Raw genomic sequence first — 17,713 nt, 5'->3', positions numbered from 1 at the left:
ATATGGCGGACACCTCATGTCGGTTGGTACGGCGCTGCGCTCTGGGGTCGCCTAGGTCGGCCTGTCGGCGAGTTTGGTGGCGATGGGTTTGGGGGTCGGGAGGCCGCGGCGGGTGAGGTCGTTGATGAAGGCCCGTACTACGGGGTCGCCGGTGGATGGGGTGAGGACGACGATGTCGCGGGTGAGTGGGGGATCGAGGCGGCGGATGCTGCCGGCGTACCCGGAAGGTAGGGCTGTGGTCGGGACCAGGGCGATGCCTAGGCCGGCGGCTGCGAGTTCGGCGGCGGTGGTGGTTTGCCGGGTTCGCATGACCGGGCTGAGGACAACGCGTTCGCGAGCAGCGACTTCGGTCAGCCAGGCGTCGAGACCGTTGTCGGGGTGGTAGCCGACGGTTCTGTACTGCGTGATTTCGGCGAAGCTGACCGAGTCGGTGCGGGCCAAGGGGTGCCTCGGGACCATCGCGGCGACGACCTCCTCGATGCCGACGAGGTCGGTGCTGCCGTTCCACTGGGTCGGCCGGGGGCCGATGGCGAGGTCTGCCCGGCCTGACTCGACCAGGTCGGCGAGCGCGTCGGCGCTGGTGAGTTCGGTGAGGGTGAACGTGATGCCTGGGCGTCGGCGGTACCAGGTACGCAGTACGGGGGCCAGGAGGGCGGCGGTCATGCTCACCGCGCAGGCGATGCGGAGGTGACCTTCGGCGCCTTGGGCAACGGACTGGCCGACGGTGAGAACGCGTTCGGCGGCTGCGATGGCGGTGCGGGCGTCGTCGGCGATGGCGCGGCCGGCGGTGGTGGGGCGGACGCCGCGGGGGAGGCGTTCGAGGAGGGGCGTGCCGATCTCGCGTTCGAGACCGGCGAGCTGGTGGGAGAGCGCGGGCTGGGACAGGTGCAGGGTCGCCGCGGCCTTGGTGACCGAGCCGGTGTCGAGTACGGCGACCAGGCACTCGAGAGCTCGCAGCGTTGCCATTCGCTCAGTCTATGGGAAACCTCGGAAAGCCTCATCGCGCGACGGGATTCGTTCACCGGGTCGAGACGTTGGAAGGAGGCAAGAGAGCGTCGATCAAGGAGAAGACATGAGCATGGAACTACAGGGCAAGACGATGGTCGTAGTGGCCGGCAGCTCGGGGATCGGGCGTCAGATCGCAGCCGACGGGGCGGCAGGTGGCGCCCGGGTGATCGTCGCCGGCCGAAGCCCGGAGAAGGTGGCCGCCACCATCGGCGCCTTGCCCGTCGGTGGTCGCGCGGAGGGTGATGCGGGGATTGAGGTGGCGCAGGTCGACCTTGCGGATGAGGGGTCGATCGTGGCGTTGGCAGAGCGGGTGGGCACGGTCGACTACTTGGTGAGTGTGGCGAATTCGTCGGCGAATGGGCCGCTCGGTGGGCTGGAGCGGGACGCCGTGGTTCGGGCGTTCGATGCGAAGGTGATCGGCGCGATCTTGCTGGCGAAGCACTTCGGGCCGCGGTTCGCCGAGGGTGGGGCGATGTTGTTGTTCTCGGGGATCGTGGGGTGGCGGCCGTCGCCGGGGAAGACGGTGACGGCCGCGACGAACGGGGCGGTCAGCTTCCTCGCGTCGGCGCTCGCGACGGAGTTGGCGCCGATCCGGGTGAACGCGATCTCGCCGGGGATCATCGACTCCGGTGCGTGGGACGGCTTGGGCGAAGGCAAGCAGAAGCTCTTCGACACCACCGCCGCGAAGGTCCCGGCCCGTCGGGTCGGTCAACTAGCCGACATCTCCTCAGCCGCCCTCCTAGCCCTCACAAACCCCTTCATCACCGGCGAAACCGTCCACGTAGACGGCGGCGCCCGCTACGCCTGAGCGGTGGTGGTGGTACCCACCCCCGTCGTGGCTGGCGCCCGGCGGTTGGGTGGGGGACGGGGACAACCTTTGGGTGGGGGTCGGCGTCACAGCAGTGGGCGGCGCCGTTCGCCGAGGTCTCCGGCAACGGGACCAGTCTTGTGGGGGAGGCAGTGGTGGTTGGTCTGGGGGTTTCGCTCCTCAGTGGCTGGTTGCCGGTGGTGTTGGAGATTGCGGCCGGTGGTGCGCTGCTGGCAGCGGCCGGCTGGCGGGATCGGCGGTGGCGCACCCGGAGGTTGCCGTTCATCGCCGCAGCGGCTGTTCTGGTCGCGTTCGCCGCGGGGGAGGCGAGCGGTCGTGTGTTCGGCATCACAGATCCACTTCCGCTGTCCCTCTGGGCCTGGCTCGGCGTCTCAGTCGCCGCTCTGCTGGTGCTGATCGTCGGCTGGCGGAGCGCCCGGTGGTGGCGAACCGCAGTCGGCGTAGTCGCAGTCGGCCTGGCGTTGCTTGTCTGTGGCAACAGCATCAACCAGTTCGTCGGCTACTACCCGACTGTCGGCTCAGCAATGGCAGACCTCCGCGGACGCCCACCCGCAGGCCAGATCACCCTCCAGCAACTCCGCGGCAACCACCTCAAGGACGCCGAGCAGACCGGCGAACTGGTGAGCGTCGACATCCCGTCGACGTCCCCGGCCTTCACCCCGCGGAAGGAGCTCGTCTACCTCCCGCCCGTCTGGTTCCGCCACGGACACCGTCCGCTCCCGGCGGTCGAGATGATCGGCGCCGAGCACGCCGCACCGGAGAACTGGGTCCGCATCGGCGGCGCAGTACGGGCCAGCAACGCCTACGCGGCGCACCATCAGGGCCGGTCGCCGATCCTCGTCTTCGTCGACGCCACCGAGTCCTTCAACAACGACACCGAGTGTGTGAACGGTCCGCACGGTAGAGCGGAAGACTACCTGGTCAAGGACGTGCCGCGGTTCGTCATCGCCAACTTCGGGGCGTCTCGCGACGCGCGCCACTGGGGCGTGCTCGGCTTCTCGATGGGCGGCACCTGCGCGATCGGGCTGACTGTCGAACACCCGCAGACCTTCGGGCACTTCGTCGACATCGACGGTGATCTCGGCCCGAACATCGGCACCAAGGCGCAGACGATCGCCACCCTGTACGGGGGGTCCGCGGCGGCCTGGGCGGCCCACGATCCGTTGACCGTGATGGCTCACCACGGCCGGTACCGCGATGTCACCGGCAGATTCGTGAACGGCAGCAACGAGCACCACCTGATCCAGAACTCTCAGCAGCTCGCAGCCGCCGCGCACAAGGTCGACATCCCCGCCAGGGTCGTCGTCATGCACGGCAGCCACGTCTGGCAGTTCGCCGAGGACGTCTTCGCCAGAACCCTGCCCTGGCTCAGCACAGAACTCGGCACCTAAAAGCTACTGCCCCTGACCAGTCGGCGTACGGCGAGTTCGGCCAGCAATGCGGCGGCGTCGGGGAGGACCGAGTCGTCGAAGGCGGCCAAGGGGGAGTGGTTGTCGGCGGCGGCCTCGGGGTCGGGTCCGGCGCAGGCGCTGACGTTCAGGTAGACCCCGGGGACCTCGTTCAGGACGTAGGACATGTCCTCGGCGCCACAACGCGGATTGGCGCGTTCGCGGAACCGGTCGGGGCCGAAGAGATCGACGATCGTGGCGCGGGCGAAGTCGTACTCGTCCGCGTTGTTGACCGTCACCGGGTAGCCCGTCTTGTACTGGACCTCGGCGGTGAGCCCGTGCGCGGAGGCCATCGACTCGACCAACCGGACCGACGTCTGCTGAACCTTGGCCCGGGCCTCCTCGGAGAACGTGCGGACCGTCGCGTCGAAGAACGCGTCGTCGGGGATGATGTTCTCCTTCGTGCCGCCCGCGATCCGCCCGACGGTGAGGACGACCGGGTCGAACACGTCGAACTGCCGGGTGATCATCGTCTGCAGCGCGGTCACCACCTCGCACGCCACCGGGATCGGGTCCTTGCCGCGGTACGGCGTCGATCCGTGAGTGCCCGCGCCGACGATCCGCACGTTCAGCTGGTCGGCCGCGGCCATGAACGAGCCAGGCTTGCTGCTCCACATCCCGAACGGCTGTCCGGCCGATCCGACGTGCAGCCCGTACGCCGCGTCGGCCCGCCGGCCCGCTGCCTCCAGCACCCCTTCGCGGATCATGATCGGCGCCCCGCCCGTGGTCTCCTCGCCAGGCTGGAACATGAAGACCACATCGCCGGCCAGTTGGTCCCGCAATGAATGCAGGATCTTCGCCGCGCCGACGAGCCCGGCGACATGCAGATCGTGGCCGCAGGCATGCATCATGCCGGGATGCTTCGACGCGTACGGTACGTCGACCCGCTCGGTCACCGGGAGCGCGTCCATGTCGCCGCGCAGCAACACGACCGGACCAGGCCCGCCACCGCCCCGCAGTACGGCGGTGACTGAGGAGAGCTCCTTGCCCAGGGTGATCTCCAGGTCGAGACCCTCCAGCGCCTGCAGGACCAGCGCCTGTGTCTTCGGCAGGTCGAGATCGTACTCGGGAACCTCGTGGAGCGCTCTCCGCAGCGCCACGATCTCGTCCGCGTAGACCCGGGACAGCTCGAGCGTGGCGCTCATGCGGTCGGCCCCAGCTTCAGCGCGGACATCACTCGCTGGGCGCTGCCGCCCAGTTCGAGCAGCTCGACCAGATCGAGCCACCGCTCGGGATCCTTCACCGCGGCGGGCATCGTCGCGTCGAACGTGCCGACCGGCGCGTCGTGCGCTACCGCAACCACCTTCGGCGCGACATCCAGGTAGTCACCGGCGTCCAGGATCTTGCGCTTGACCGACGGCGACATCGGCGTCGACGGGTCGGCCGCGGCGGCGCGGATCTCGTCCAGACCCCCGTACGCCGTGATCAGCGAGGCGGCCGTCTTCTCGCCGACACCCTTCACGCCGGGCAGCCCGTCGGAGGCATCCCCGCGGAGGGTGGCGTAATCGGCGTACCGGTTGGCCGGGATCTCGTACTTCGCCAGCAGCGCCTTCTCGTCGTACACGTCCGCCCGCCCGACCCCCTTCGCGGCGGTGTAGACGACCCTGATCCCGCGCGCGTCGTCGATCAGCTGGAACAGGTCGCGGTCGCCGGTGACCACGTCGACCGGCATCTTCGCCTGGTACGCCAGCGTGCCGATGACGTCGTCGGCCTCGTGATCGGCCGCTCCGACAATGGCGATTCCGAGCGCTTCGAGGCAGGCCCGGATATACGGCACCTGAATTTCCAGCCGGTCCGGAACGTCTTCGACCTGATCCCCGCCGGCGGTCACGAATTCGACCCGCTGGGCCTTGTACGACGGAATCAGCGCGACCCGCCAGGACGGCCGCCAGTTGTCGTCCCAGCAGGCGACCAGATGGGTCGGCCGGTGGTTCTCCACCAGCCGGGCGATGAAGTCAAGCAGCCCGCGGATCGCGTTGGTCGGCGTACCGTCGGCCGCCTTCATCGTGTCGGGCACGCCGAAGAACGCGCGGAAGTACAGCGATGCCGTATCGAGCAGCATCAGGCGCTGTCCGGCAATACCAGTCGGGGAGGTGGTCGTGTCAGCCATGGGTCGATGCTTTCATGCCGGGGTCTCGCGGCAGTAGTGTCAGCCTGGTGGAGGACCTGGATCGCAAGATCGTCGAGCTGCTCGCGTCCGACGGACGGATGAGTTTCACCGACCTGGGCAAGGCGACCGGCCTGTCCACGTCGGCGGTGCACCAGCGCGTGAAGCGGCTGGAGCAGCGCGGCATCATCCTGGGGTACGCGGCAACGATCGACCACACCGCGCTCGACCTGCCGCTCACCGCGCTGATCTCGATCCGCCCGATCGACCCCTCCCAGCCCGACGACTCGCCCGAGCGGCTGCGCGACGTTCCGGAGATCGAATCGTGCTACTCGGTGGCCGGCGACTCCAGCTACGTGCTGATCGTCCGGGTCGCCACCCCGGCCGCGCTGGAGAATCTGCTGGCCGTGATCCGCGCCCGGGCGAATGTCTCCACCACGACAACGATCGTCCTCAGCACGCCGTACGAGCGCCGCCCACCGGCGCTCTGAGTAATCGACTGAATGCTTTTCCCGGCGTTACCGGGAATGCGTGAAACACTGTGGAAACAATGCGCGATTTCGGGACGAATCGTTTCCGGAATCGCTCGCGCCGGTAACTTCTCGTCTGGATACTCCTCGCTGAACCTTTCTCGATCGAGGAGTAATTACCTGTGGCAATCTCCAATGCACGACGGCGTGCCGTAGCCGCCATCCTGCCGGTCGCCGTCGTGGCGACGATGCTCGGGCAGCCAGGCACCGCCAGCGCCCTTTCGTCCGACATCGTCATTTCCGCCGTGTACGGCGGCGGAGGCAACTCCGGAGCGGTGTTCAAGAACGACTTCATCGAGCTGGCGAATCTGACCGACAACCCGGTCGACTTGTCGGCGTGGAGCGTCCAATACGCCTCTGCCGCGGGCACCGTCTTCCAGATGACCAACCTGACCGGCAGCATCCCCGCCCACGGCCGGTACCTGGTCCAGGAGGCCGCAGGCGCCGGCGGCACCACCGCACTGCCCACCCCGGACGCGACCGGCTCGATCCCGATGTCCGGTACGTCGGGCGTCGTCGCGCTGGTCACCGCCCAGGTCCCGCTCGTCGGCTGTGGCACCTCGTGCGCGACGGCTCCGACCGTCCAGGACCTCGTCGGGTACGGCGCGACGGCGAACGTCGAGACCGCGGCCGCACCGAGTCTGACGAACACCACGGCCGACGCCCGCTCCGGTGCGCTCACCGATACCGACAACAACTCGCTCGATTTCACCTCCGGCGTACCGAAGGCAACGAACACTGCCGGTACGACGGTTGACGCGGGCAACCCGGGTGGGCCGGTGGACCCGACTCCGGGCACGGTCCGCATCCACGACATCCAGGGCTCCGGCAGGATCTCACCGATCGTCGGCCAGGCCGTCACCGACGTCCCCGGCATCGTCACGGCAACCCGATCCACAGGCTCGTCGCGTGGCTATTGGTTGCAGGACCCGACACCCGACGCGGACGGGCTGACTAGCGAGGGCGTCTTCGTCTTCATGGGCACCACCTCGCCGTCTGTCGTCGCCGGTGACTCAGTACTGGTCTCGGGCCGCGTCAGCGAGTTCCGGCCGGCGAGCGGCTCACAGTCGCTCACGGAGATCGGTGGCTCGCCGACCACGGTCCGGCTGAGTGGCGGGCACGCACTGCCGGCCGCAGTACCGGTTGAGAGCCCTGACGCTTACACGAAAGCGGGTGCGCTTGAAGCACAGCCGTTGGAGCCGTCGAGCTACGTGCTGGACTGGCTCGAGGTACACGAAGGCATGCGGGTGACCATCACGCAGAGCACGCGGCTGGTCAGCCCGGTGAACACCGACTTCGCTGAGCTCTGGGTGACGCTCAAGACCAACCAGAACCCGACTCCGCGCGGCGGCACCATCTACAAGTCGTACGACGACCAGAACAGTGGCCGGCTGATGATCGCCTCGCTGGTCGGTGCGCCTGCGGCCAACGTCGGCTCCACCCTGGCCGCTGGGACGACCGGTCCGCTCGATTACCAGTCGTTCGGCGGCTATGCCTTGATGGCGACCCAGCTCGGCGCGATCACCGAGGGCGGGCTGAAGCGGCAGAAGGTGCTGCCACCGAAGAAGGCCGGCGACCTGTCGATCGCTACCTACAACGTGGAGAATCTTGCCGCGAACAACCCGGACTCGAAGTTCGCGAAGCTGGCCGACGCGGTCGTCAACAACCTGGGCTCACCGGACATCCTTGCCCTGGAAGAGATCCAGGACAACAACGGTGCCACCGACAACGGGGTGGTCGCGGCCGACCAGACGGTCGGGAAGTTCGTCGCCGCGATCGAGGCGGCCGGCGGACCGGCGTACCAGTCCCGTTCGATCGACCCGAGCAACGACACCGATGGCGGCGAGCCGGGCGGGAACATCCGGCAGGTGTTCCTTTTCAATCCAGCCCGTACGGCATTCGTCGACCGCGCGAGCGGTGACGCCAACACCAGCGTCTCGGTGGTCAGGGCGCGCCCGACGAGCAACCAGGTCTCGCTCTCGGTGTCGCCTGGCCGGATCGACCCGACGAGCGACGCGTGGACTTCTAGTCGCAAGCCGCTTGTGGGGGAGTTCCTGTACGACGGGAACAAGCAGCTGTTTGTGGTCGCGAACCACTGGAACTCCAAGGGCGGTGACTACCCGTTGTCCGCAGCGGTGCAGCCTCCGGTGCGTAGCTCAGAGGTGCAGCGGCAGAAGCAGGCGACGGAGGTCCGCGACTTCGTCGAGGACCTGTCGGACAAGAGCGGTGGTCGCGCGCGTGTCGTCGTACTGGGTGATCTCAACGATTACCAATTCAGCCCTGCGCTGCAGACGGTCACCAAGAGTGGGGCTCTACTCAAGCCCCTGATCGAGACGCTGCCCGTCGACCAGCGCTACAGCTACGTCTTCGACGGCAACTCGCAAGTGCTCGACCACATCCTGATCAGCCCGTCCATCCAGGGCTACTCGTACGGCGTCGTCCACCTCAACGCTGAATTCTCCGACCAGGCCAGCGACCACGACCCCCAAATAGTCCGCATCCTCACCGGCTGCGACACCATTCCCCTCCCCACCCGCTGCCTCCCCGGCACCCCCGTCGTCGACGTCTCCACCCCGTAACAACACAAGCACCGCCCAGCCTCCTCCCGGCAGGTTGGGCGGTGCTTGCCCGTCTCACGACCCTTGTCAAGGGTTAAATAGCGCAATGCCGCCGACCACCCCGGATCTCCTCACTGGACCGGGAATGTCGCCTCTTCGACCGAAGGGAGCGCCAATGACTGAAGTTTCCATTGCCGACAAACACGTCCTCGGGGCCGACGGGCGCACGGTGGCCTGGACGGAGACGGGCGAGGGGATCGCCGTACTGCGGCTTCCAGGGACGCCTGGGTCGAGGTGGAGTCTGCCGGTGGATCTCTCGCTGTGGAGTGAGCTCGGCCTTCGGGTGATCACCACCGAACGTCCAGGGTTCGGGCGTTCGACCAGGTTGCCCGGGCGGCAGTTCCGTGAGCACTCGGACGACCTGGCGGCGATTCTCGATCACCTCGGATTGGAGCGCGTCCACCTGATCGGCGGGAGTGGCGGCGGTCCGCACGTGCTCGCGTTTGCGGCCCACCACCCGGACCGCGTAGTCGCAGCCACCGTCCGAGTCGGATATCCGCTCCTGAACGACGACGAGTACGACCAGATGCTGCCCGCCAACGCGGACGTCTTCCGCGCGGCGCGAGCCGGCGACGAACAACGGGTCCGTGAGCTGCTCGCGGACGGAAACGAAGACGGCCCGATGGCTGTCCTCCATGCCGCGATGGTGACGGCACCGCAGTCGGACCGAGACGTGATGAAGGACGCCGCCTGGCGTGCATCCGTCGAAAAGGGCCTCACCGAAGCCTTCGCCCAAGGCATCGATGGCTGGGTGGACGAATGCCTCGCGATCGACGGCCAGTGGACGGACATCGACCTGACAGCGATCCGCACCTCCATCACCTGGTGGCACAGCAGAGCCGACCGGAACTGCCCGTTCCCGGCCGCCCAGCGCCTGGTAGATCGCCTACCCACCGCCACCCTGCGGGAACTCCCCAACGGAGGCCACCTCGAACCCACAAGGTGGGCCCGCGAAATCACCAGAGAACTCCTGGCCCGCTAGCAGCCAGGGGGTATGAGCTCCGGGCACACGGTTATCGGTGAGAGTCTTTGATGAAGATGATTGCGTCGTAGTTGTTCAGGTGGGCCGGGTCCAGTGGGGCGTAGCCGAACCAGGGTGAGACTCGGGGTTTTGTCGCGTCGATGAGCTTGGGGTCTACGACGTATTGGTCCTCTGGCTGTGTGTAGAGGATGCCTTCGATCGTGTCTGGTTCTGGGGCGCCGACGCCCTGATGGTGGATCGTGCCGAGGGCTGTTGCGACGAAGGCGTACTGGTCGCCGAGTTGGGCGCTGACGATGGCGCCGGCGCTCCACCATTCCAGCGACTGATCGGCGAACCGCATGGAGCTCTTGTCGCGCTGGAGATGGGCGTTGTGGGCGTACACCAGGGTCGGGGTTCTCAGTGCGAGGAGATTCGCTGCCATCATCGAATCGCGGATGCGGAGCAACCAGGTGAAGCGGCTTGGCGAGGTGTCGGCCATCCAGAAGTGGTAGCGCAGCAGACCAGTGGCTGTCCGCGCGAACAGCTGTGCCCGATCCCATTCGTACTGCGACATCATCAATTCCGGCGTCTGTGCGTCGAGCAGGGCTGCCAGGTCGTCCGCGATCAGCCGCAGCTCCTTGGCCTCGGCCGTTCGACCGACCGACTTCGACGGATCCATCATCGCGTCCGGGTTGGTCCACTGCTCGTCCGGGCCGAGCAGCTCCTCAAGCCTGTCTGATGTCCACGGAACCTGCGCGGCATCGAGGTAGTGGTGCAAGGCCATCAACGCCTGCCGCGGACTCGCCCCGGCGGCGGTCTCCAACGGCCCGTCGAACCCGGCGAACCGCACCTGATCGGCCGCCTCGCGCCCGTCGTTGTAGGCACGCATCCAGCGAACCAGCTCACGGTTGCCCTCGTAGGCACCCCACCCATGGCTGATCCCGCGCTCCATCACCTCGTCGAGACTTCCGTTGCCCGAAGCAACGTAGTCGTCCACGAGCAGCCCCATCAGACAATCACTCTCCAGAGCGATCGTCCGATACCCCGCCTCCTCCACAAGCTGCCGGAACAACCCGTTCCGCATCTCCAGCAGTTCGTCCTCCCCATGAGTCGGCTCCCCAACCCCAACCACCCGAGGCCTACCCGAAATCAATTCCAGAACCCGCTCCGCATCAATCCCCATACCTTCAACCGTGTCGTTGAATCTCCCGTTAGAAGGTTCCTCACAACCGCCAGCCAGCGCCCCTCACACAACCCTCCAACCAACATCTAAGGCTCTAGGTGCCAGGCGGCGAGCAAGGCGCTGGGCGACTGGTGGCGAGGCGTCACCATTTCGGGGTGTGTGCCGCGATCAGCCGGTGCCCAATTCGCACCAGCTCGGCGCGCACGGACGCCGGTTCGAGTACTTGCACGCCTTCACCGAGGTAGATCAACTCACAGGCCGCCTCACGGACCGAGCTGAAGGTCGCTGTCAACCGGCGTGCCGTTCCAGTTTCGCCGTCGACGGGCCGGGGTCGGGTGTCTTCCGACAGCGCCATGGTGACTCTTCCGAGATCCTCTGGACGAACCTGGAACACTACCTCGACCCGATTGCTCGAGCAGGGCACGCGGCGTCGGGTGACGTCCTCCCAGGCCCGGATGAGGTCGAAGTCGTCGGGCCGCTCGACGGCTTCGGTGGTGGCGTCGGCGTTGGTGGCCCACGAGACGCGAAAGGTTCGCAGGCCCACATCCGCACCAGCAACGAGGTACCAAATAGCGCTCTTGGAAACCAATCCGTACGGATGGACGCGGTGCACCGCCGCATCAGCGCCTGGCGGGGCGTAGGTGAGGTCTACCTGGACTCCGGCGATCACGGCGTCCCGCAACGGCATCAGCGTGGCAGGCGCGGGTTGCGCAGTTCGGCCCCACCGAGTGGGGTCGATGTGAATGGCCTGCCGAGTCCGGTCGGCCTGCTCCCGAGTTGTCGCCGGGAGGGCCTCGAGCAGCTTGCCGACCGCCGAGGTGACCCCCTGCTCCAGCCCGAGGCCGGCCAGCAGCTCTGGCCCGGTCACCAGGAACAGCGCTTGCGCCTCCTGCGTGGTCAGCGCCGAGAGGTTGATCGCAGGACCGTCGAGCAACGCCCACCCACCACCGCGGCCGCGCTCGGAATACAGCGGCAGGCCGGACAGCAGCAAGGCGTCGAGGTCACGGCGGATCGTCCGCTCGGATACGTCGAGGCGCCGCGCCAGCTCGGGCGCGGTCATTCTCCGGTGCGCTTGCAGTAGTAGCGCAATGGCCACCAGGCGCTCGGCGCGCATAATCGCAAAATTATCAGAGAAACAGGACATACAGGTGGCCGGTTTTGTTTCGTACGGTCTCACAAATGTCCGAGCGATCCGGCCCGGACAGCACGGCGGGGAGATGGAGACCACCCATGGCTACGCAGGTACTGACCGGGCAGCAGATCGCCGCAGCAGAACTCGACGGCTGGACCCTACTGCTGTCGTTCGGAGCAGGAGGCCTGGAAACGCGAATCCACACCGAGAGCTTCAGCCAAGGGCTGCGGCTCGTGGAGTCGATCGGGCAGGCTGCCGAGACCCTTGGCCATCATGCCGAGCTTGACCTGCGGCCCTTTCAGGTCGACGTTCGGCTGACCAGCCCTGACGTTCGCGGCGTGACCGAAACCGACATGAGGTTGGCTCGTCAGATCGCTGACATCGTCGCGGCCGTTGGTGCTGAACTCGAATGCGGCAGTCTCACCCGAATCGAACTCGGCCTGGACACGCCCGCCTACGACAAGATCGCGCCGTTCTGGGCGGCTGTGCTGGACTCTCAGGATGTCATCGGCACCGAGGACTGGGGCGATGTCGGTGACCCCCGTACAGGACTGCCGATGATCTGGTTCCGGACCGCGGATGCTCGATCGACACAGCGAGTCTGGCATCCCCATCTGTGGGTCGACCCAGCTCAGGTGCGGCCACGGATCGACGCAGCATTGGCCGCCGGCGGCACACTCGTCAGCGACCAGGGCGCGCCGTCCACCTGGGTGCTGTCCGACCCCGATGGCAACCAGCTCTACCTGTGCACCTGGCAACCAGGCACCAGTTCCCTGTGCGATTCGCAATACCGGCCCGGAGGAACCAACTGGATCGACCGAAGCTGACACAGTACGAGCCGGCGGGCGGGGTCAGACGTCTTCTACCTGGCGTTGGTATTCGTTGCCGGTGTCGAAGAAGGTGTCGAGGTACTCCTCGGGTGGAAGGTCGCTGTTGCGGATCAGGGAGTAGACCTCGGTGCCCGAGAGGATCACATTGATGTCGTCGCCTAGATAGAAGCATTGGGCGAGCCCGAGATAGACCCACTGGGAGTCCTCGATGTACTCCTCGGCCTCGTCCTCGGCCAGTTCGATCGCCGTCTCGAAGTCGCTTGCCTGCCAGAGCGTGATCCGCTCCTCGTACGGCGACTCACTTTCCTGTGCGTCCACCAACTGGAAAACACACCGCACGCTGTACCAGCCCATTGCCCACCCCCGGCGTCGTCTTCCTGACCCACGACATTAGCCCGAAACCACCGCCTGATGTGCAGAGTTCCGCAAGATGTCGGCGGTCGACTCGTCGGCCGGCAGGAACGCTTCCAGCCGCAGCTCGGAAAGCGTCACATCGGTCGCTGTGGCGAAGGAGGTCAAGGTGGTCAACAGCCGCAGTACGCCGCCCGCCGTCTCCAGTTCGAGCGGGATCGCGAAGCCGATGTGATCCGGACCGGGCGGCGTGTCCGGTACGTAGCCGGCGAGCTCTGCGATCAGCGCGTCGAGCTTGGGATCCGCGCTGCCCGCGGCCTTCGTCCTGAGGTTGTCGAGGATGTGGCGTCCCCAGTCGCTCAGGTTGTGCACGCGCCGAGCCATCCCGTCGGGATGCAGCATCACCCGGAGCAGGTTGACCGGCGGTTCCAGTAACCAACCAGGTACGCCGTCGGTCAGCACCGAGATGGCGGTGTTTGAAGCTAGCAGTTCGCCGTACGGGCGGAGGACGACGGCCGGGTAGGGGAGATGCCCGTCGAGCACCCGCTGAAGGGCCTCCCGGACAGGGCGGATCAACGGATCGTCCAACCCTGACTCAGTGAAGACAGGAGCGAAGCCGGCGGCGTGGAGCAGCGTGTTGCGTTGCCGCAGCGACAGTCCGAGCGATTCGCCCAGCCGGATCACCATCGCCCGGCCGGGCTTCGAGCGCCCCTGCTCGATGAAGCTCAGGTGCCGCTGCGTGGTGCCGGCCCTTAGCGCCAACTCCAGCTGGCTCACCCGGCGCGTGGTTCGCCATCGACGCAGCTCGGCGGGGAAAGCAAAAGGAGGAGAGGCGCTCATGGGCCCAGTTGTATCCGGTCGGACCGACAGTCAGCGATTCCCTGGAGGGAATTGCCGCCGGACACCCCGTTGACGACTGTTGACCTCACAACAGCGACCGAGGAGAACGATGAAGAGCTACCACCTGACAGCCGGCGGCGGTATCGAGGGACTGCAGGTTCGCAACCATCCCGACCCGACACCCGGGCCCGGCCAGGTTCTGGTCAGTATTCGCGCCAACGGCCTCAGCCTGCGGGAGTTGAAGGTGCTCGACGGCCAGTACCCGCTGCCGATCACCGACGGCGTGGTCGCCGGATGCGAAGGCGTCGGCGAGGTGGTCGCGGTCGGCACCGGCGTACGGCGGACGAAGGTCGGCGACCGGGTCGCCGCCACCGTCTTCCCGCACTGGCTGGACGGACCGTTCACTCTCCTGTACGCCGACCAGCTGGGCAGTTCGCTCGACGGAATGTTCACCGAGCTGGCCGTGCTCGACGAACTCGCCGTCGTCGCGATCCCCGAGCATCTGTCGTACGACGAGGCAGCCGCGTTGCCGCTGATCGCGTTGACCGCCTGGAACGCGCTGACCGGCGGACGCGGTCTGCAAGCCGGCGAATCGGTCCTGACGCTGGGAACGGGCGCTGTCTCGCTGGCCGCAGTTCAGCTGGCCAAGTTGGCCGGCGCCGAGGTGATCGCCACGTCGTCCAGCCCTGCCAAGGCCGATCGGCTCAAGGCGCTGGGTGCCGACGCGGTGATCGACTACAGCCAGAACCCGAGCTGGTCCGACGAAGTCCGCGCTGTCACCAAGGGCCGGGGAGTCGACCACGTGATCGACCCGGTCGGCATCATCGACCAGTCGGTCCGGTCGGCCGCTATCGGTGGCGAGGTCACGCTGATCGGTGCGTCCCAGGGCCAGCAGGCGAAGGCCGAACCGTTGGCAGCGGCAACCATCTTCCAGACCGGCGCAGCGGTCAGAACCATTGCCGTCGGCAACCGCGCACAGTTCCTCGAGATGAACCGGGCCATTGCCGTCGGCAACCTACATCCAGTGATCGACCGCACTTTCAATTTCAGCGAACTACCCGAGGCCCTGACCTACTACCGCCAGGGCAAATTCTTCGGACGGGTGATCGTCAGCCATTAAAATCAGAAGCCCCGGTGCCGTCCCCTGCACGGCGGCACCGGGGGTTCCGGTCAGGTGATCTGGATGAGCTTCTGGGACTCCGCAGCGTTGCGCGAAGCCTCGGCCTGGGCGGCGGCCTTCGCGATCGAGTCGCCGGCGTGCTGTTTCCACCACTCCTGGCCCTCGGCAGGCAAGGTGTCGATCGGGTCGTAGTACTCGTACGTGCGGTTCAGCGCTTCCGGATCCTGCTGCTCGATGCCGGTGCGGTAGTTCTTCTTCCAGTACGAGATGCCGCGCACCTCGTCGTACTCCGACAGCTGGTGCACCCAGCGCTTCCCGACGTACGGCACGTCGCAGACGATCCGCGGCGTCGCGAACCCGGGCAGGTAGCCGAGGATCCCGTGCTGCAGATGCTGCGCGTCGCGCACAGAGACCCGCCAGTGCTCCGAGAACGGGATCATGTCGCACATGTAGAAGTAGTACGGCGTGATGGTGGCGCCGTCGAGCAATGCGAAACAAAGGTCCAGCAGCTGCGGCACCGAGTCGTTCACGCCGCGCATGAGCACGCCCTGGTTCCGTACGTCGCGCAGACCCGCCTCGAACATCGCCTTGGTCGCCTCAGCCACCAGGGGAGTCACGGACTGAGCCGCGTTCACGTGCGTGTGCATGGCGATCATCACGCCACGCTGCCGGCCGAGCAGAGCGACCCGCTCTACACCGGCACGGACGTCGTCGGACAGCCAGTGCTGCGGCATCCCCATCAGCGCCTTGGTGGCCAGCCGGATATCCCGGATGTTCTCGATCTCCAGCAGACTGGTCAGGAACGACTCGAGTCGCGGCCAGGGCATGTTCGCCACGTCGCCACCGGAGACGACCACGTCGCGGACGCCCGGCGTACGGCGCAGGTAGTCGAGCATGTCGTCGAGGCGCTGCTGCGGCTTGATCGTGAACTTCAGCTTGTCGATCACCGGCGTCGAATTGCCGACCAGGTCCATCCGGGTGCAGTGACCGCAGTACTGCGGGCAGGTCGGCAGGATCTCCGCGAGCACCTTGGTCGGGTAGCGGTGGGTCAGTCCCTCGGTCGCCCACATCTCGTGCTCGTGCAGCGAGTCCCGGGTCGCGTGCGGGTGCGATGCCCAGTCGGTACGCCGGTCGGTGAACATCGGCAGCATGTACCGGCGGACCGGGTCCGCATAGAAGGCTGCCGTGTAATCGTCCGAACCCTCCGGGACGATCGTGTTCAGCATCTGCGGCGGCAGCAGCATCGACATCGTCGCGCGCTCGGCCTGGTCGCGCTCCAGGTCCTCGTAGACGCGCTCCTCGAGCAGGTGGCCCATCACGTCACGCAACTGCTTCACGTTCTTCACGCAGTGCGACCGCTGCCACTGGACCGAGCGCCATTCCTCGGCGGTCACGTCCTTGAACCCGGGCATCCGGGTCCAGTCGGGCTCGACGAGCTCGGCCCGGCGATAGGCGTACGGCTGCTCGTTCGGTGTTTCACCGTTCAGGGCGGCAGCTGCAAGCTCCGGGCTGATCAGATCGGTCACGAGTCCTCCAAAGGGGCTCACTGCGGTGGTCTCATGCGAGGATAGCGATAGAACTTACGGTAGATCCAATAGAACACCGCAAGATGTCCTCTATATCTCCTCCAGAGTAGTATTTTGCGCGGCCACGACGAAGTCTGGCCGCAACCGTGTCTCAAGGAGGCTTCGTGCCGAACACCCCCGGTTCACCTGTCGGACTGCATCGCGTGCTGGAACCGGCGGGCGTGCTGCCGCAGGCCGCGCTCAAGCTGGACGCGCGCCCTGAGCTGTGGCCGGACGAGATCCGGATCTCGGTCGAGCGGCTGAATCTCGACGCCGCGTCGTACCGCCAGCTCGCCGAGGCTCACCAGCACGACGGCGAGGCGGTGAAGCAGGCGGTGCTCGGGATCATCGCCGAGCGCGGCAAGATGCAGAACCCGGTGACCGGTTCCGGTGGGATGCTCGTCGGCGTGGTCGACGAGGTCGGCCCGGAGTCGCCACTCGGCGTACAGAAGGGTGACCGGGTCGCCACGCTGGTGTCGCTGACCCTCACCCCGCTGCAGATCACCGACAACCTCGAGAAGTGGGACGGCCGCAGCGAGCAGGTTCCGGCCGCGGGGCACGCGATCCTCTTCGCCCGCTCGATCGTCGCGAAGCTCCCGGACGACCTGAAGCCGGAGCTCTCGCTGGCCGTGATGGACGTCTGCGGCGCCCCCGCTCTGACCGCGCGGGTAGTGGCTCAGTATGTCGACAAAGGCATAAAGCCTGTCGTGTCAGTAATTGGCGGCGCAGGGAAATCCGGCTCGCTCTCGCTGGCCGCGGCCCGCCACGCCGGCGCCGCGAGAACCATCGGCATCGTCCCGTTCGAGGCGGAGAAGACCCGCCTCGAAGCAGCAGGTATCGCCGACGTGGTTGCTCTCGCCGACGCCCGCGACCCGGTAGCGCTCGCCCAAGCAGTCGAGGCCCAAGGGGGACCGGCGGACATCACGGTCGTCTGCGTCGACGTACCGGGGTGTGAGCACGGCGCAGTGCTGTCCACGGCGGCCGGCGGCACGGTGATCTTCTTCTCGATGGCCACCTCGTTCTCGGCCGCGGCGCTCGGCGCGGAGGGTCTCGCGGCGGACGTGACGATGCTGGTCGGCAACGGGTATGTGCCCGGCCACGCGGCCTACGCGATGGAGCTGCTCCGCTCGGAGCGGGGTGTCCGGGAGCTGTTCGAGGGCAGGCTCGCCGCGGAGGGGCAGGATTAGCCCT

The 17,713-nt window shown here is 66.9% G+C and carries 16 protein-coding genes; 8 read left to right on the top strand and 8 right to left on the bottom strand.

The features are described from left to right. Positions 1-51: 51 nt before the first annotated feature. Complete coding sequence (locus ABZ004_RS10670) at positions 52-966, bottom strand: LysR family transcriptional regulator (RefSeq protein WP_355679562.1); 915 nt, start codon at positions 964-966, stop codon at positions 52-54. Positions 967-1,072: 106 nt separating this feature from the next. Here ABZ004_RS10670 and ABZ004_RS10665 point away from each other — a divergent pair, with 106 nt between their 5' ends. Then, positions 1,073-1,816, top strand: a complete 744-nt coding sequence (locus ABZ004_RS10665; protein ID WP_355679561.1) for an SDR family oxidoreductase — start codon at positions 1,073-1,075, stop codon at positions 1,814-1,816. Between the two features lie 155 nt (positions 1,817-1,971). Next, positions 1,972-3,228 carry an alpha/beta hydrolase-fold protein gene (locus ABZ004_RS10660; protein ID WP_355679560.1) on the top strand — a complete coding sequence of 419 codons (1,257 nt, stop codon included), beginning with the start codon at positions 1,972-1,974 and terminating at the stop codon, positions 3,226-3,228. Here ABZ004_RS10660 and ABZ004_RS10655 read toward each other — a convergent pair. After that, positions 3,225-4,430 (bottom strand): M20 family metallopeptidase, encoded by a 1,206-nt coding sequence (locus tag ABZ004_RS10655; RefSeq protein WP_355679559.1) that lies wholly within the window; start codon positions 4,428-4,430, stop codon positions 3,225-3,227. The genes ABZ004_RS10660 and ABZ004_RS10655 overlap by 4 nt on opposite strands. Then, the gene (locus ABZ004_RS10650) at positions 4,427-5,347 is read right to left on the bottom strand and encodes a 5'-3' exonuclease H3TH domain-containing protein (RefSeq protein ID WP_355679771.1); all 921 of its coding nucleotides are present in this window, start codon (positions 5,345-5,347) and stop codon (positions 4,427-4,429) included. The genes ABZ004_RS10655 and ABZ004_RS10650 overlap by 4 nt, the downstream gene beginning before the upstream one ends. Before the next feature lie 95 nt (positions 5,348-5,442). Between ABZ004_RS10650 and ABZ004_RS10645 the strand changes: the two genes are divergently transcribed. The 3 genes from ABZ004_RS10645 (at position 5,443) to ABZ004_RS10635 (ending at position 9,522) form a co-directional block, all read left to right on the top strand. Continuing rightward, positions 5,443-5,883 (top strand): Lrp/AsnC family transcriptional regulator, encoded by a 441-nt coding sequence (locus ABZ004_RS10645; protein ID WP_355679558.1) that lies wholly within the window; start codon positions 5,443-5,445, stop codon positions 5,881-5,883. Between the two features lie 161 nt (positions 5,884-6,044). Next, the gene (locus ABZ004_RS10640) at positions 6,045-8,501 is read left to right on the top strand and encodes a lamin tail domain-containing protein (RefSeq protein WP_355679557.1); all 2,457 of its coding nucleotides are present in this window, start codon (positions 6,045-6,047) and stop codon (positions 8,499-8,501) included. A 154-nt stretch (positions 8,502-8,655) separates the two neighbouring features. Continuing rightward, positions 8,656-9,522 carry an alpha/beta hydrolase gene (locus tag ABZ004_RS10635; protein ID WP_355679556.1) on the top strand — a complete coding sequence of 289 codons (867 nt, stop codon included), beginning with the start codon at positions 8,656-8,658 and terminating at the stop codon, positions 9,520-9,522. Between the two features lie 31 nt (positions 9,523-9,553). On the opposite strand, the gene ABZ004_RS10630 is transcribed toward ABZ004_RS10635, so the two are convergent. Continuing rightward, the gene (locus tag ABZ004_RS10630) at positions 9,554-10,684 is read right to left on the bottom strand and encodes an erythromycin esterase family protein (protein ID WP_355679555.1); all 1,131 of its coding nucleotides are present in this window, start codon (positions 10,682-10,684) and stop codon (positions 9,554-9,556) included. 142 nt (positions 10,685-10,826) lie between these two features. Beyond that, positions 10,827-11,798 carry a WYL domain-containing protein gene (locus ABZ004_RS10625; protein ID WP_355679554.1) on the bottom strand — a complete coding sequence of 324 codons (972 nt, stop codon included), beginning with the start codon at positions 11,796-11,798 and terminating at the stop codon, positions 10,827-10,829. Between the two features lie 116 nt (positions 11,799-11,914). On the opposite strand from ABZ004_RS10625, the gene ABZ004_RS10620 reads away from it, so the two are divergent. Further along, positions 11,915-12,643: a 4a-hydroxytetrahydrobiopterin dehydratase gene (locus ABZ004_RS10620; RefSeq protein ID WP_355679553.1), complete on the top strand. Its 729-nt coding sequence runs from the start codon at positions 11,915-11,917 to the stop codon at positions 12,641-12,643. A 24-nt stretch (positions 12,644-12,667) separates the two neighbouring features. On the opposite strand, the gene ABZ004_RS10615 is transcribed toward ABZ004_RS10620, so the two are convergent. Together ABZ004_RS10615 and ABZ004_RS10610 are read right to left on the bottom strand one after the other, a co-directional pair. Continuing rightward, on the bottom strand, positions 12,668-13,000 hold the full coding sequence (locus tag ABZ004_RS10615) for a DUF4288 domain-containing protein (protein WP_355679552.1): 333 nt from the start codon (positions 12,998-13,000) through the stop codon (positions 12,668-12,670). Between the two features lie 36 nt (positions 13,001-13,036). Then, complete coding sequence (locus ABZ004_RS10610; protein WP_355679551.1) at positions 13,037-13,837, bottom strand: helix-turn-helix transcriptional regulator; 801 nt, start codon at positions 13,835-13,837, stop codon at positions 13,037-13,039. Between the two features lie 109 nt (positions 13,838-13,946). Here ABZ004_RS10610 and ABZ004_RS10605 point away from each other — a divergent pair, with 109 nt between their 5' ends. Continuing rightward, the gene (locus ABZ004_RS10605) at positions 13,947-14,957 is read left to right on the top strand and encodes an NAD(P)-dependent alcohol dehydrogenase (RefSeq protein ID WP_355679550.1); all 1,011 of its coding nucleotides are present in this window, start codon (positions 13,947-13,949) and stop codon (positions 14,955-14,957) included. Between the two features lie 50 nt (positions 14,958-15,007). Here ABZ004_RS10605 and ABZ004_RS10600 read toward each other — a convergent pair whose 3' ends face one another. Beyond that, on the bottom strand, positions 15,008-16,483 hold the full coding sequence (locus tag ABZ004_RS10600) for a lysine 2,3-aminomutase (RefSeq protein WP_355679549.1): 1,476 nt from the start codon (positions 16,481-16,483) through the stop codon (positions 15,008-15,010). A 164-nt stretch (positions 16,484-16,647) separates the two neighbouring features. Here ABZ004_RS10600 and ABZ004_RS10595 point away from each other — a divergent pair, with 164 nt between their 5' ends. Then, positions 16,648-17,709 carry an L-erythro-3,5-diaminohexanoate dehydrogenase gene (locus ABZ004_RS10595; RefSeq protein ID WP_355679548.1) on the top strand — a complete coding sequence of 354 codons (1,062 nt, stop codon included), beginning with the start codon at positions 16,648-16,650 and terminating at the stop codon, positions 17,707-17,709. The last annotated feature ends 4 nt before the right edge of the window (positions 17,710-17,713 follow it).

The sequence above is a fragment of the Kribbella sp. NPDC006257 genome, assembly GCF_040613535.1.
Taxonomy (GTDB): Bacteria; Actinomycetota; Actinomycetes; order Propionibacteriales; family Kribbellaceae; genus Kribbella.
This window is presented reverse-complemented; position numbering and strand designations above follow the sequence as displayed.

Coding starts and splice junctions, on each gene's coding strand:
- ABZ004_RS10670 (WP_355679562.1), bottom strand. CDS start 966: ATGGCAACGCTGCGAGCTCTCGAGTGCCTGGTCGCCGTACTCGACACC.
- ABZ004_RS10665 (WP_355679561.1), top strand. CDS start 1,073: ATGAGCATGGAACTACAGGGCAAGACGATGGTCGTAGTGGCCGGCAGC.
- ABZ004_RS10655 (WP_355679559.1), bottom strand. CDS start 4,430: ATGAGCGCCACGCTCGAGCTGTCCCGGGTCTACGCGGACGAGATCGTG.
- ABZ004_RS10650 (WP_355679771.1), bottom strand. CDS start 5,347: ATGCTGCTCGATACGGCATCGCTGTACTTCCGCGCGTTCTTCGGCGTG.
- ABZ004_RS10635 (WP_355679556.1), top strand. CDS start 8,656: ATGACTGAAGTTTCCATTGCCGACAAACACGTCCTCGGGGCCGACGGG.
- ABZ004_RS10630 (WP_355679555.1), bottom strand. CDS start 10,684: ATGGGGATTGATGCGGAGCGGGTTCTGGAATTGATTTCGGGTAGGCCT.
- ABZ004_RS10625 (WP_355679554.1), bottom strand. CDS start 11,798: ATGCGCGCCGAGCGCCTGGTGGCCATTGCGCTACTACTGCAAGCGCAC.
- ABZ004_RS10620 (WP_355679553.1), top strand. CDS start 11,915: ATGGCTACGCAGGTACTGACCGGGCAGCAGATCGCCGCAGCAGAACTC.
- ABZ004_RS10615 (WP_355679552.1), bottom strand. CDS start 13,000: ATGGGCTGGTACAGCGTGCGGTGTGTTTTCCAGTTGGTGGACGCACAG.
- ABZ004_RS10610 (WP_355679551.1), bottom strand. CDS start 13,837: ATGAGCGCCTCTCCTCCTTTTGCTTTCCCCGCCGAGCTGCGTCGATGG.
- ABZ004_RS10605 (WP_355679550.1), top strand. CDS start 13,947: ATGAAGAGCTACCACCTGACAGCCGGCGGCGGTATCGAGGGACTGCAG.